Origin of the sequence: Gilliamella sp. Choc6-1, assembly GCF_001690385.1 — a bacterium.
In the GTDB taxonomy this organism is placed as follows: Bacteria; Pseudomonadota; Gammaproteobacteria; order Enterobacterales; family Orbaceae; genus Gilliamella; species Gilliamella apicola_A.
Genome location: NZ_LZHI01000066.1, coordinates 140,811 through 155,020 on the forward strand (window position 1 = coordinate 140,811; position 14,210 = coordinate 155,020).

11 protein-coding genes are annotated in these 14,210 nt (G+C 35.2%); all 11 read left to right on the forward strand.

All coding sequences use genetic code 11. The annotated features are described in order from the left end of the window. Positions 1-93: 93 nt before the first annotated feature. The 11 genes from A9G36_RS09060 to A9G36_RS09110 all read left to right on the forward strand — a co-directional run bounded on the left by A9G36_RS09060 (position 94) and on the right by A9G36_RS09110 (position 14,173). The gene (locus A9G36_RS09060; protein WP_065585647.1) at positions 94-2,565 is read left to right on the forward strand and encodes a class I adenylate cyclase; all 2,472 of its coding nucleotides are present in this window, start codon (positions 94-96) and stop codon (positions 2,563-2,565) included. A 209-nt stretch (positions 2,566-2,774) separates the two neighbouring features. Then, positions 2,775-3,347: an RNA polymerase sigma factor RpoE gene (gene rpoE / locus A9G36_RS09065; protein WP_065569407.1), complete on the forward strand. Its 573-nt coding sequence runs from the start codon at positions 2,775-2,777 to the stop codon at positions 3,345-3,347. Positions 3,348-3,396: 49 nt separating this feature from the next. Further along, positions 3,397-3,957, forward strand: coding sequence for an RseA family anti-sigma factor (locus tag A9G36_RS09070; protein WP_034943819.1), 561 nt, complete (start codon positions 3,397-3,399; stop codon positions 3,955-3,957). A gap of 105 nt (positions 3,958-4,062) precedes the next feature. Further along, positions 4,063-4,965, forward strand: a complete 903-nt coding sequence (locus A9G36_RS09075; protein ID WP_255305681.1) for a MucB/RseB C-terminal domain-containing protein — start codon at positions 4,063-4,065, stop codon at positions 4,963-4,965. A gap of 136 nt (positions 4,966-5,101) precedes the next feature. Continuing rightward, positions 5,102-6,898 carry a translation elongation factor 4 gene (lepA, locus tag A9G36_RS09080; RefSeq protein ID WP_034943812.1) on the forward strand — a complete coding sequence of 599 codons (1,797 nt, stop codon included), beginning with the start codon at positions 5,102-5,104 and terminating at the stop codon, positions 6,896-6,898. Positions 6,899-6,922: 24 nt separating this feature from the next. Then, positions 6,923-7,924 carry a signal peptidase I gene (lepB, locus tag A9G36_RS09085; RefSeq protein ID WP_034943810.1) on the forward strand — a complete coding sequence of 334 codons (1,002 nt, stop codon included), beginning with the start codon at positions 6,923-6,925 and terminating at the stop codon, positions 7,922-7,924. Positions 7,925-7,936: 12 nt separating this feature from the next. Continuing rightward, positions 7,937-8,611, forward strand: a complete 675-nt coding sequence (gene rnc, locus A9G36_RS09090) for a ribonuclease III (RefSeq protein WP_034943808.1) — start codon at positions 7,937-7,939, stop codon at positions 8,609-8,611. Further along, on the forward strand, positions 8,608-9,513 hold the full coding sequence (gene era, locus A9G36_RS09095; protein WP_034943806.1) for a GTPase Era: 906 nt from the start codon (positions 8,608-8,610) through the stop codon (positions 9,511-9,513). The genes rnc and era overlap by 4 nt, the downstream gene beginning before the upstream one ends. Before the next feature lie 394 nt (positions 9,514-9,907). Continuing rightward, positions 9,908-11,500 carry a bifunctional phosphoribosylaminoimidazolecarboxamide formyltransferase/IMP cyclohydrolase gene (gene purH / locus A9G36_RS09100; RefSeq protein WP_034943804.1) on the forward strand — a complete coding sequence of 531 codons (1,593 nt, stop codon included), beginning with the start codon at positions 9,908-9,910 and terminating at the stop codon, positions 11,498-11,500. A 93-nt stretch (positions 11,501-11,593) separates the two neighbouring features. Continuing rightward, entirely contained in the window at positions 11,594-12,886 is a 1,293-nt protein-coding gene (purD, locus tag A9G36_RS09105) for a phosphoribosylamine--glycine ligase (RefSeq protein WP_034943802.1), read from the forward strand. A 324-nt stretch (positions 12,887-13,210) separates the two neighbouring features. Beyond that, on the forward strand, positions 13,211-14,173 hold the full coding sequence (locus tag A9G36_RS09110) for a hypothetical protein (protein WP_034943799.1): 963 nt from the start codon (positions 13,211-13,213) through the stop codon (positions 14,171-14,173). The last annotated feature ends 37 nt before the right edge of the window (positions 14,174-14,210 follow it).

The window sequence follows — 14,210 nt, forward strand, 5'->3', positions numbered from 1 at the left end:
ATTAAAAATTTTTAGTCTATTTACCTTCTAGTTATAAAGTGTTAGATTGATTGCCGTCCGTTGGTGGTACACCTGTTTTATCTAAATAATGCTATGCTATATAATATTAGTAACATAAAAAAAGAACTTAAAGATCTAGCCAATCTAAAGTATGAACGAGCTTTGATTGGAATGTCAGCTGAATTTCAATACGTTTTTTCGTTGTTACCAGCTATTTTTCATTTTCATGATCCCAAAATACCTGGGTACATTAATGAAGATACACCCCATGGTATAGCTTATTATCATCTACCTCATGAAATTGAAAAACAACTTAAAAATGATTTTGGTTTTATTCCTACAGCAAATGCAGCCAAATCAGAAATATCAGCATTATATTCAATGGGTAGTACTTGTTCCATTGGTCAATCTGTTCAGTCTGATCTAGACATTTGGATATGTATTGAAAATAATTTATCAGAAAGTCGAAAACAAACGTTACTACACAAATGTCGTTTAGTAGAACAATGGGCGGAAAAACAACAAGTAAAACTAACACTCTTTGTTGTAAATGCTGATCGGTTCGTTAATAAACATCATGAATGTTTAATGGGAGAAAACTGTGGATCAGCACAACATATTTTGTTACTTGAAGAATTTTATCGTACCGCAAACCTTTTAGCCGGTAAATACCTATTATGGTTTGCGGTGCCTTATAATTTAACAATAAATAACGTAAGTCACCCAACGTATGAGCAATGCGTTAACGCCTTAGTTGAACTAAAATTAGTAAATCGTGAAGAATGGATTGATTTTGGACCATTAACCGGATTATCAGCAGAAGAGTATTTCGGAGCATGCTTGTGGCAGCTTTATAAAAGTATTGATTCTCCTTTTAAAGCGGTGCTTAAAACATTATTGCTCGAAGCCTATTCATGGAGCTATCCAGAAAATAGGCCGATCGCTTATGAAATGAGAGAATGTATACAAAAATCTGAAACTAAGAAAAATATTTATTTAGATTCTTATTATATGCTTTTAGACAGGATCACAAAATATTTAATTGAAATTAAAGATCTTGAGAGATTGGAATTAATACGAAACTGTTTTTACTTAAAAGTCAATGAAAAATTATCTCAACCTAATAAAGCTGCTTCATGGCGTCGAGATGTATTAAATAATCTAGTTAAAAAATGGAATTGGAGTGAACAGCGAATTACAAAGTTAGATGCAAGTAATACATGGAAAATTCAATCTGTCCGCGAAATGCATGAAATACTTTTGCACACAATGATGACAGGTTATCGTAATTTACTAAATTTTGGTCGCCGAAATAATTTAGATTCATTAATTAGCCCACAAGACTTAGCTATTTTAACGCGTAAATTGTATGCTTCTTTTGAAGTTTTGCCAGGTAAAATAACAACATTAAAACTTAATATTTCCAATAACTTACAAGAAGAAGTGTTAACATTTATCCATGTAAAAGAAGACCGAATAAATCGAGCTGGCTGGTATGTTTATAATCAAAAACCAGTATTGGAATCAATATTAGGGCATCAATATCTAGAATACAGTAAATATCTTGTTAAACTAATAAGTTGGTGTTATTTTAATGGTTTAATTTCTGATACAACCGAATTTTATTATCATGATGCAGATGATAGAGATAATTCAAAAATCAACCGGTTCATTAGCGATCTAAAAGAATATTTCCCAATTATAGTGCCCGCAGCTACAGAAGAACAGTTATATGGTCCTTGCGAAATTCGCCATTTAGCTATTATTTTAAATTTAGAAAATGATCCAAGTTCCAATTTAGAATTAGAATATGAAATTAGTAAAAATGTTTTAAATTATGGTAAAAAAGAGCTTAGCTTAGTAGGATCAATTGATCTACTTTATAGAAATTCATGGAATGAAATACGTGTATTGCATTTTAGTGGATCGTTATGTGTACTAGAAGCCATTAAAACATTACTAAATCGAATGCATAAAGATGCTGATTTACCTAATCCTATTGAAATTTTTTGCTACAGTAAATATCTAAGTATAGAAATTAAACAGCAAATAAAAAAATTAATGGATGAATGTATTGAACTTCGTTTAACTACAACACAAAATAATTTCACACAAGTAAAACCGTTAAGAATTGATGGATCTTCGTGGTATCTTTTTTTTGAACGCTTAGGTGTTTCGTTTCATCAGTTCGAAAATGCGGTTGATTTTTATGGTGCGGTATCAAATAATAAAGTTCAAGGTCGTCCATTGAATATACTAGATGAAACTGATGAATTACCCAAAGAAATTGACAGTGTTGCTTATGAAGGTATTATCCAATTCTTTTTTGAAGATACCAATTCAGGTTTTGATCTTTATATATTAAATGAACACAACCAAGTAGAAATTTATCGCAATTGCAATGGCACAAAAGAAAATATGGTCAAAGATATCAATGATTTTTATGTTTTATCTGATGATCGTTTTACGTTTACTACAAGCAGCTCTGTTAATTTTAATCTACCTCAATTTTACCAAATCACCTATAATGATGTTGGTAAACGTGAGATCTTTTTATTGAATTAGATGATCACTAAAAGTGATATAAATATGAAAAATATCATAAAATCAATTATTAATTCAAATAAAAATAGGGCAGTTCTATTTTAAACAGAAAAAAAAATTAATTTTCTATTAAAATATTGGAACTTTTTTAAATTTTAAGAATCTAACTGTATGTGTGCACATATTTTGGGTCAGCTAGCAGTTATTAACATAATGAGGAATGGCCTTTAATGGGGGAGCAAGTAACAGATCAAGTATTGGTTGCTCGTGTATTAAGTGGAGATAAAAATGCGTTCAATTTACTTGTAATACGTTATCAAAGTAAATTGGCTCATTTGGTTTCTCGTTATGTACTTGCTTCTGAAGTCCCTGATGTTGTGCAAGAAACCTTTATTAAGGCTTATCGCTCTTTAAGTCTATTTAAGGGAGAAAGTGTTTTTTACACTTGGTTATACCGAATTGCAGTAAATACAGCAAAGAATTACTTAACTTCTCAAGGTCGCAGGCCGCCGTTATCTGACATCGATGCTAATGAGGCCGAAAGTTATGAAGGTGCAGATTCTCTTAGGGATCCTGATGATCCCGAAAATTTAGCGCTTTCAGAAGAAATCAAAAAGACGGTATTTGCAGCAATTGAATCATTGCCTGATGATTTAAGGATTGCAATTACACTGCGTGAAATTGAAGGATTAAGTTATGAGGAGATTGCCGAAATTATGGATACACCGATTGGAACAGTGAGATCACGCATTTTTAGAGCAAGAGATGCGATTGATGAAAAAATTAAACCATTAATTAGTTAATGGAAATAAAAATTGATTGAGAGTAGTCATAAATTTTAAGGTATCTACTATGCGAACAGAACAGAAAGAACAACTTTCACTACTTATGGATGACCAACTTACAGACCAACAGATTATGGATGAAATATCAAAAGATGTAAGTTTACAATCATGCTGGCACCGTTACCATATTGTACGAGATGTCATGCGAGGTGCACTGCATAGTAGCTCATTAACTCTAGACATTTCTAATCAAGTTGCACAAGCAGTTGCTAATGAAAATTTATATGATCAGTTAGATAACCAACCTAATCCGAATCAAGTTTCTATTCCAAAAACTGAAAGCTTACTTTGGATACGTATTAAAGATGTCATATCAAAAGTAGGTCAAGTAGGACTTGCTGCTTGTGTTACCTTAGCCATTATTGCAGGAGTACAGTATCAACAAGGCAAATCTGAAAGTAATCATGGCGTACCGACATTAAACACAGTTCCTTTTGGTGTTAATGTTGCTCCAGTTGGTGGTATACAACAATCAAACGAACAGTTATTACTTGAAAAAAGACAATATGATAAAATCCGATTACTTGTACAAGATTATGAACTACAAAAAAGACTGAACGCACGTTAACCCGAAATGAGATTAATATTTAATTCAGGTTTACTAATGATTAAAAAGAGTCGATATTATATTGTCACTTTGTTTCTGATATTATTCTCCCTAGTTGCTAATGCAATGGATTATGATGAGGCCCTCAGCCTACTAAACAAAATGAATAAGGCTGTGCAAACTCAAAATTATCAAATTCATTTTCTATCGCAAGAGAAAAATCAGTATGTTACCACCTATGAATATACACATTTAGGTGCAACGAAAAAAAACGACATTAAAGCGATGTTACTTTATCTTGAAGGTTCAGCGAAAGAAATTATTTTGCATGATAATATTACTAGTTATTTCCAACCAGACAGCGCTTCTTTTTCTATAACCAGTCCTCGAATTCTTGAAGCATTTCCGGATGTAATTTATAACAATTTCAGTAAACTGATTGATGTTTATGATTTTACATTATTGGGAAAAACCAGAACAGCGAATCGAAGTGTTCAACTAGTTAAAATGATAGCCAAAGACAAAGATCGTTATAGCTATGTTTTTTGGATTGACGATGAAATTTATTTACCGCTTCGAATAGACTTATTAGACCAGCATAGTGAAATTATTAGCCAATTAAAAGTTGTGGATCTTGATTTAAATTTTGATAAAAACAAAATTAATGATTATATCGATACACGAACATATCCCATATTATTATCAATACAAAAAGAGGGCGACGTACTAGAAGCATGGCAACTAGCTTGGTTACCAAAAGGTTTCAAAGAAATTGCAGCCTACAATGTTAATTTTTACAATTCTGATATAGAAACTAAATTATTTTCTGATGGTGTTTTCTCATTTACAGTTAATGTATCGCCTGAAAAAACAAGCCAATCAAATCAATTTATACAGCAAGGTGGTCGAACTGTTTTTTCAACAAATATTGGGCAAAAAAATATTATTATTATTGGTAATTTGCCACGCACAACCATTGAGCGTATTGCGCAAAATATTGTCGAGAAATCAGCGCAAAATTCTCGATAACGCTATGCTTAGTAGTGATAAATGTGTAAAATGCTACTTTTTCTGACTTCGTTATCATTATAAATACTATTTATAATCAAATGGCATTTAAATCGTTAACTTTTTATAACAAAAATACAGATTATAATTTATTGATATGAATAAAAATATCCGCAATTTTTCAATTATTGCCCATATTGACCATGGGAAATCAACACTTTCAGACCGCATAATACAGATTTGTGGTGGGCTTTCTGATCGTGAAATGGAAGCACAAGTGCTAGACTCCATGGATTTAGAACGTGAGCGTGGAATTACAATTAAAGCGCAAAGCGTAACATTAGATTATCAGGCTAAAAATGGTGAAACATATCAGCTGAATTTCATTGATACACCTGGTCATGTTGACTTCTCATATGAAGTTTCACGATCGCTAGCAGCTTGTGAAGGTGCATTATTAGTGGTTGATGCAGGTCAAGGGGTTGAGGCGCAAACATTAGCAAACTGTTATACAGCCTTAGACATGAATCTTGAAGTGGTGCCTGTTCTTAATAAAATTGATTTACCTGCTGCTGAACCTGATCGTGTGGCTGCTGAAATTGAAGATATTGTTGGTATTGATGCCTCTAATGCGGTGCGATGTTCTGCTAAAACAGGCATAGGTGTAATTGAAGTACTTGAACAATTGGTGAGTGACATTCCAGCGCCAAAAGGGGATTCAAACGCTCCACTACAAGCGCTGATCATTGACTCATGGTTTGACAACTATTTGGGTGTTGTTTCATTAATTCGTATTAAAAATGGCGAATTACATAAAGGTGACAAAATCAAAGTTATGAGCACAGGCATGACTTATAACGTTGATAGAATTGGTATTTTCACACCTAAACAAGTTGATAAAAACTGCTTACGATGTGGTGAAGTTGGCTGGGTTGTTTGTGCAATCAAAGATATTTTGGGTGCACCTGTGGGCGATACTTTAACCTCTGCAAAAACACCTGCTGAAAAACCATTACCAGGGTTCAAAAAAGTAAAACCGCAGGTTTACGCAGGTTTATTCCCAACGAGCTCGGATGATTATGAAGCATTTCGAGATGCACTTGGAAAATTAAGTTTAAACGATGCTTCACTCTTTTATGAGCCAGAGAATTCAGGCGCATTAGGTTTTGGCTTTAGATGTGGCTTCCTTGGCTTACTGCATATGGAAATTATTCAAGAGCGTCTAGAACGTGAGTATAATCTCGACCTAATCACTACAGCACCAACGGTTGTTTATGAAGTACTAACGACATCAAATGACATTATTTATGTGGATAGCCCGGCTAAACTACCTGCGGTCAACAATATTCAAGAATTACGAGAACCGATTGCTGAATGTAACATTTTAGTCCCACAAACTTACTTAGGAAATGTGATAACATTATGTGTAGAAAAACGTGGTGTACAAACTCACATGGTTTATCATGGTAATCAAGTTGCTTTAACGTATGAAATTCCAATGACAGAAGTTGTTTTAGATTTCTTTGACAAACTCAAATCAACCTCTCGTGGGTATGCTTCGTTAGACTATGGTTTCAAACGTTTCCAAGCGTCTGACATGGTAAGATTAGATGTATTGATTAACGGCGAGCGTGTAGATGCGTTGGCATTAATTACGCACAAAGACAATGCGCCTTATCGTGGACGAGAATTAGTTGAAAAAATGAAAGATCTTATTCCACGCCAACAGTTTGATATAGCTATTCAGGCAGCTATCGGAAATCATATTATTGCCCGTTCAACGGTTAAACAGTTGCGTAAAAACGTATTAGCCAAATGTTATGGCGGTGATGTAAGTCGTAAGAAAAAGCTTTTACAGAAGCAAAAAGAAGGTAAAAAACGCATGAAACAAATTGGTAATGTTGAATTACCACAAGAAGCGTTTTTAGCTATTTTGCATGTCGGTAAAGATTAATAAATCAGTTAAAGAGGAATAAAAATGGCTGGAACATTTGCCATCATATTAACATTAGCAACATTCATTACAGGAATATTTTGGGTTCTAGAAAAATATAAATGGAAACCTGCTCGCCAACGAAAAGTTGAAGAAGTTCGTAAACAATGTAATGGAGACATTGATGGAAAAATACTTGCTGAAGTTGGCAAGCCTAAAGGTTGGATTGAAAACTTAGCTTCATTTTTCCCTGTACTTTTTGTGGTATTTATCATACGCTCATTTTTAATTGAACCTTTCCAAATTCCGTCTGGTTCAATGATGCAAACGTTATTAATTGGGGATTTTATTGCAGTTCAAAAATATTCCTATGGATTACGCGATCCTATAACTAATACAGTATTAATTTCAACTGGTCATCCAAAACGTGGGGATGTTGCTGTGTTCAAACACCCTGATGGATCCCAATTAGATTTAATTAAGCGTGTTGTTGGATTACCTGGTGACAAAATTGTCTATCTTGTAAAAGAGAAAAAAGTTATTGTTTATCCGGCTTGCCAAATAAACGATACCAATTGCACAGCCCAAAAGGAAGAACCTCTTGATTTACACTATAGTGAATTACGACAAAGCAATTGGAAAGAAGTACATCAACGATCTAAATCCAACCCTAATTTTTATACCTTACAACAGTATAAAGATAGAGGGATCACCGATTCTGATTCATTAATCACTTTTAACATGAAAATACGGCAAGAAACATTAGGTAACAAGGTGCATGATATCTTAATTACACAAGGAACTTATGAAGATCCTAATTATTTCTATCACCAAAAAGGACAGCCGATAGCTACATGGGTAGTACCTCAAGGGCATTACTTTATGATGGGTGATAATCGTGACAATAGTGGCGACAGTCGCTATTTTGGCTTTGTTCCTGAATCAAACTTTGTTGGTAAAGCGGTAGCAATATGGATGAGCTTTGAAAAACAACCTAATGAATGGCCGACAGGCATCCGCTTTAGCCAGATTGGTGGTATACACTAAGCTATCACAATTATGAAAAAATTTATTCAAATTCAACAATCAATAGGTTATCAGTTCCAAAACATTTCATTATTAGAACTAGCACTGACTCATCGCAGTGCTAATAAATCACATAATGAACGATTGGAATTTTTAGGGGATTCAATATTAAGCTTTGTTATTGCAGATGAGCTTTTCCACCGTTTCACCCAGCAAGATGAAGGTGATTTAAGCCAAATGCGAGCAAGTTTAGTTTGTGGTCAAACGCTAGCGGAAATTGGCATTAACTTCAAATTGGGTGATCACCTAATTCTTGGTCAAGGTGAATTAAAAAGCGGCGGATATCGTCGAGAATCAATAATATCGGATGCTGTCGAAGCCATTATTGGTGCTATTTATTTAGATAGTAATATTGAAAATGTACGTCGATTAATTTTATCTTGGTACCAAACTCGATTAAAAGAGATAAAACCAGGCATCAAACAAAAAGATGCTAAAACACGTTTACAGGAATATTTACAAGGTATACATCATGAAAGACCATGTTATCTAATTCTTGAAGTGACAGGCGATAACCACGAACAAGAATTCTTAATCCAATGTAAAATCGAAAATGACAAACATGAATATTTAGGTCGTGGTTTGAGCCGCCGTAAAGCAGAACAAGCCGCAGCTCAAGAAGCGCTTAATCAACTAGGTATAAAATGACAGAAAAAACAAAACATTGTGGATTTGTTGCTATAGTAGGACGCCCAAATGTTGGCAAATCGACTTTACTAAACCAATTACTTGGACAAAAAGTTTCAATTACATCACGTAAAGCGCAAACGACACGCCATCGTATTGTTGGAATTGATACCCAAGATAACGACCAAATTATCTATATTGACACCCCAGGATTACATATAGAAGAAAAAAGAGCCATAAACCGCCTAATGAACCGAGCAGCAAGCAGTTCAATTGGTGATGTTGAGTTGGTTATTTTTGTTGTCGAAGGTACACATTGGACTGATGACGACGAAATGGTCGTCAATAAACTGAAAGACTGCAAAAGCCCTGTATTATTAGTGATTAATAAAATTGACAATGTCACTGACAAAACACAGCTATTGCCACATATTCAAACGATCAGCCAAAAAGTGAATTTTCTTGATGTCATACCGATTAGTGCTGAAACAGGCGAAGGTATTGATATCATCAAAAATATTGTTAAAAAACACTTGCCTGTAGGTGAGCATCATTTCCCTGAAGATTATATTACTGATCGCTCCCAACGTTTTATGGCATCTGAAATTATTCGCGAAAAGCTAATGCGATTTTTAGGCGATGAATTACCCTATTCGGTGACTGTTGAAATTGAACAATTCAAAGTGGACGAACGTAACGGCATGTACCGTATTAATGGATTAATCTTGGTTGAACGCGACGGACAAAAGAAAATGGTTATAGGTAATAAAGGCGAAAAAATCAAAAAAATTGGTATAGAAGCTCGCAAAGATATGCAGTTATTCTTTGATAATAAAGTTCATTTAGAGCTTTGGGTAAAAGTCAAAGCGGGTTGGGCTGATGACGAGCGTGCCTTACGCAGTCTTGGTTATAGTGACGACTAACATATCATAACCAACTAGCTATCGGTATAGTGGCATAAATTAAACATAATATTGATAGCTAGTATTGATATCACAACTTATTGATACAAAATACTAACAAAACTACACAAAATCGCCCTATATAAATGAAAGCAGTTCTAAAATATAAACGCCCCACCTAACGCGCTTTATAGTCCAAATTTAATTAAAAATAAAACATATAATTAGACCTAATTAGCTCAGTGATATCAAAATTTTTAAATTTTAAAGCTACTAGCAAAACTATCTAATAAAACACCCGAATTATCATAAATCTATCAGAATATAAACTAATTACTAAACAACAACAACGCTTTTATATATAATACCGATTTAACTGATTTGGATTTAAAGTATCAACATCGGGAGTCCCATCATGCAGCAGTTACGTCCCATCCATCGAGCCTTACTTAGTGTTTCTGACAAAACTGGAATTGTAGAATTTGCCCAAGCTCTACATCAACGAAACGTACAACTTCTATCAACGGGGGGGACCGCTAAATTACTTATGGAACACCAAATACCGGTCATAGAAGTATCTGATTACACTGGTTTTCCTGAAATGATGAATGGACGAGTCAAAACGCTACACCCCAAAATTCATGGCGCTATTTTAGCGCGACGAGGAATTGATGATAATATTATGCACCAATATCAAATTGAGCCTATTGATATGGTCGTTGTAAACCTATACCCTTTTGCACAAACCGTGGCTAAACCAAATTGTACTTTAGATGATGCTGTTGAAAATATCGATATTGGCGGTCCAACCATGGTGCGCTCTGCTGCTAAAAATCATAAAGATGTTGCCATTGTGGTTGATTGTAGTGATTATCAACATATCATTGATATGATGGATAATAACCAAAACGCTCTTTCTTTTGAATATCGTTTCAATCTTGCCATTAAAGCCTTTGAACACACCGCCAAATATGATGGAATGATCGCCAACTATTTTGGGCAACAAGTACCACCGTATATGGGCGAAACCGACAAACCAGCAGGACAATTTCCACGCACATTAAATCTTCAATTTATAAAAAAACAGAACATGCGCTATGGTGAAAACAGTCATCAACAAGCCGCTTTTTATATTGAAGAAGGCGTTAACGAAGCATCAATAGCAACGGCAAGACAACTACAAGGTAAAGCACTATCTTATAACAACATAGCCGACACTGACGCAGCGCTTGAATGCGTAAAATCCTTTGAACAGCCTGCTTGTGTAATTGTCAAACACGCCAACCCTTGTGGTGTTGCGGTTAGCGACAATACTTTAAATGCCTATTTAAATGCCTACAAAACCGACCCCACATCAGCTTTTGGAGGCATTATTGCCTTTAACCGCCCATTAGATGCGGCAACGGCTCAGGCTATTGTTCAACAACAATTTGTTGAAGTTATCATTGCCCCAATTATCAATCAAGATGCGTTAGCCATTATTCAAGCGAAAAAAAATGTACGCGTGCTGGAATGCGGCGAATGGTCAACACCTACGGTGGTCAGTTTAGACTTTAAGCGTGTTAATGGCGGATTATTAGTACAAGATCGTGATTTAGGCATGGTATCGCCAAACGAACTTACTTTTGTCACCAAACGCAAACCAACAGAACAAGAACTGTCTGATGCTTTATTTTGTTGGAAAGTAGCCAAATTTGTTAAATCCAATGCCATTGTTTATGCCAAAAACAACATGACAATTGGCATTGGCGCAGGACAAATGAGCCGAGTTTATTCCGCCAAAATTGCAGGAATCAAAGCACAAGATGAAAACCTAAAAGTTTCAGGTTCTGTCGTTGCTTCCGATGCCTTTTTCCCATTTCGGGACGGGATTGATGCAGCAGCGGCAGCGGGAGTAACGTGTATAATTCAACCTGGCGGATCGATTCGTGATGACGAAGTGATCCAAGCTGCAAATGAACACAATATTGCAATGATATTTACGAATATGCGCCATTTTAGACATTAATTTTGAAATGAATAATATGGCAACTTTGCTTATTATTACAAATAATTACTTATAGTTATCTTTTTATTAAAAAGGCATTATTAAGGATTTTTTATGAAAGTTTTAGTCATTGGTAATGGCGGGCGTGAGCATGCCATAGCATGGAAAGCAGCACAATCACCGCTCGTTTCAAAAGTATTTATTGCACCAGGAAATGCAGGCAGTTCGCTTGAGCCAAATTTAGAAAATATAAACATCAAAGCAACCGACATTAGTGGATTACTCAACTTTGCAGAGCAACAGCAAATAGATTTAACCATAGTAGGACCAGAAACACCGTTAGTTTTGGGTATAGTTGATAGTTTTCAAAAAGCGGGATTAAAAATCTTCGGTCCAACAAAAGCCGCTGCACAATTAGAAGGTTCAAAAGCCTTTACCAAAGACTTTCTTGCACGGCATAACATCCCTACCGCTGAATATCAAAATTTTACAGACGTTAAGCTCGCACTTACTTATTTACGGCAAAAAGGCGCCCCGATTGTTATCAAAGCCGACGGATTGGCAGCAGGAAAAGGTGTAATTGTCGCCATGACGCTAAAAGAAGCCGAAAACGCCGTACGTGACATGTTAGCAGGCAATGCCTTTGGCGATGCAGGTCACCGAGTGGTTATAGAAGAGTTTTTAGAAGGTGAAGAGGCGAGTTTTATTGTCATGGTTGACGGCAAACATATAGAACCGATGGCAACAAGCCAAGATCATAAACGAGTTGGTGATGGTGATACTGGATTAAATACAGGTGGAATGGGGGCTTACTCACCTGCTCCTGTAGTAACAGATGCCGTTTTTGCAAAGGTAATCGATGAGATCATCTACCCAACTGTTAACGGCATGGCGCAAGAGGGTAATACTTATGTTGGCTTCTTATATGCGGGGTTAATGATTGACAAAAACGGCAACCCAAAAGTTATTGAATTCAACTGCCGACTTGGCGATCCAGAAACACAACCGATAATGATGCGAATGCAATCTGATCTCATCGAACTTTGCCTTGCAGCAGTGGATGGCAAATTAAATACCATCAACTCAAAATGGGATCCAAGACCATCGCTAGGCATAGTTATGGCAGCAGAAGGGTATCCTGGTCACTACGACACCCAAGATATAATAACGGGCTTACCGACAAAGCCAACGCAAGATTGTAAAGTATTTCATGCCGGCACTCGTTTTGAAAAAGGTCATATATTTACAAATGGTGGGCGTGTACTTTGCGTAACTGCACTTGGCAACACAGTGCAAGATGCTCAACAGCGAGCTTATCAACAAGTGAAAAAAATTCATTGGCATGGTTGTTTTTACCGTCATGATATTGGCTATCGAGCAATTGAGCGCGAAAAAAATCAAACATAAGGATAATATCCGAACCATTAAGAATAAAGAAAAATCAATAATCGGCTACATAACAAGCCAAAAAAGATCATAAAAAAACTTTTTTTGATTTTTGGTTGAACAGCATATATATTAGTTAATGATTTTTTATTTAAAAGAATTAATTGAATAAAATAAAAAATACCACCCAAAAGGTGTTCAAACTATTAGTATTTTAGGAATAGAGATGAATAAAAAAAAGTGTTGTGCCAATAAAGTGTTCTTGGATGAAGAAATCTTATTGGAAAGTGGTGATGAGTCACGCGGTAAGCTTATAGTAATAAATCTTAGAATAAGGGGGCAATAATGAAGGATTCTTCCCTTATACCATTATCCGTTGCTTTTGATAAATTAAAAAAAGAACTAAGCAATGACACAAATCAACAAAAATATCGCTATATATTGTTAGATAGATTAGGTGTTGTCAGTGAATTATCACTTATCTATAGTGAAGAGTTAGAAGAAAATTTCCCTTCTGATCGTTTAGCGGTGCTCAAACGTCCGACTCTTTTGCATGAATTACACTCTTGCCCACTACTTGTATGTATAGCCGCACCCAACGAGCCGTTAAATAGAGAGCTATTAGCCGCGGCCATTGTACAAATAGACGATGAATTTTTAAACAAAAAACAGTATGTATCTGGATTTATTGCCAGCCCCTTACCGCCCAAAGAGCTTGCCGAAGCATTGGTCGAATCTTGTTTGCGAGCAGGTAAAGCTTTAAATACCAATTATTTACCGTTTTATGAACCTTTTATATTAGATCTCATTCGTCACAGTTATATTGAACCAAATTCACACCTTGGATTATTATTACCGACCGATAGCAATTATTACTTTGTTGATATGGACTATCAGCTGTATGCTTTCCATTCAATTAGCTATCAAGATGAATGGGAGTTTGTATTAAATTTTACTAATGAATCATTGCGTTATAATCATCTTAACAAACCTCAGCTTTATCAAATAGCGGTAACATTATCAGACCTGTATGAAGAAAAAGAAAAACCGTTACCGCCGAAAATCTTATCAAAAATAATTCATTATTTTTATGATCCTCAAGGCAAACAGCTAAAAAATGCTAATGACCGGCGGGCATATGTATTATTTTCGATAATATATGGACAATTAACTGAAAACGAACAATTGGCTGAAATAATTAACCAAGTGATAAATAACGAAGAAAAGCAAGGTCAACTAGGCAAATTATTAAGCCAAGAAGAGCACGCTTTAACTTCAATAAAAAGCAAAGCGTTAAATAACAATTAAATAATATATTAGTATCGTATTAGTTTTATCTGGATGA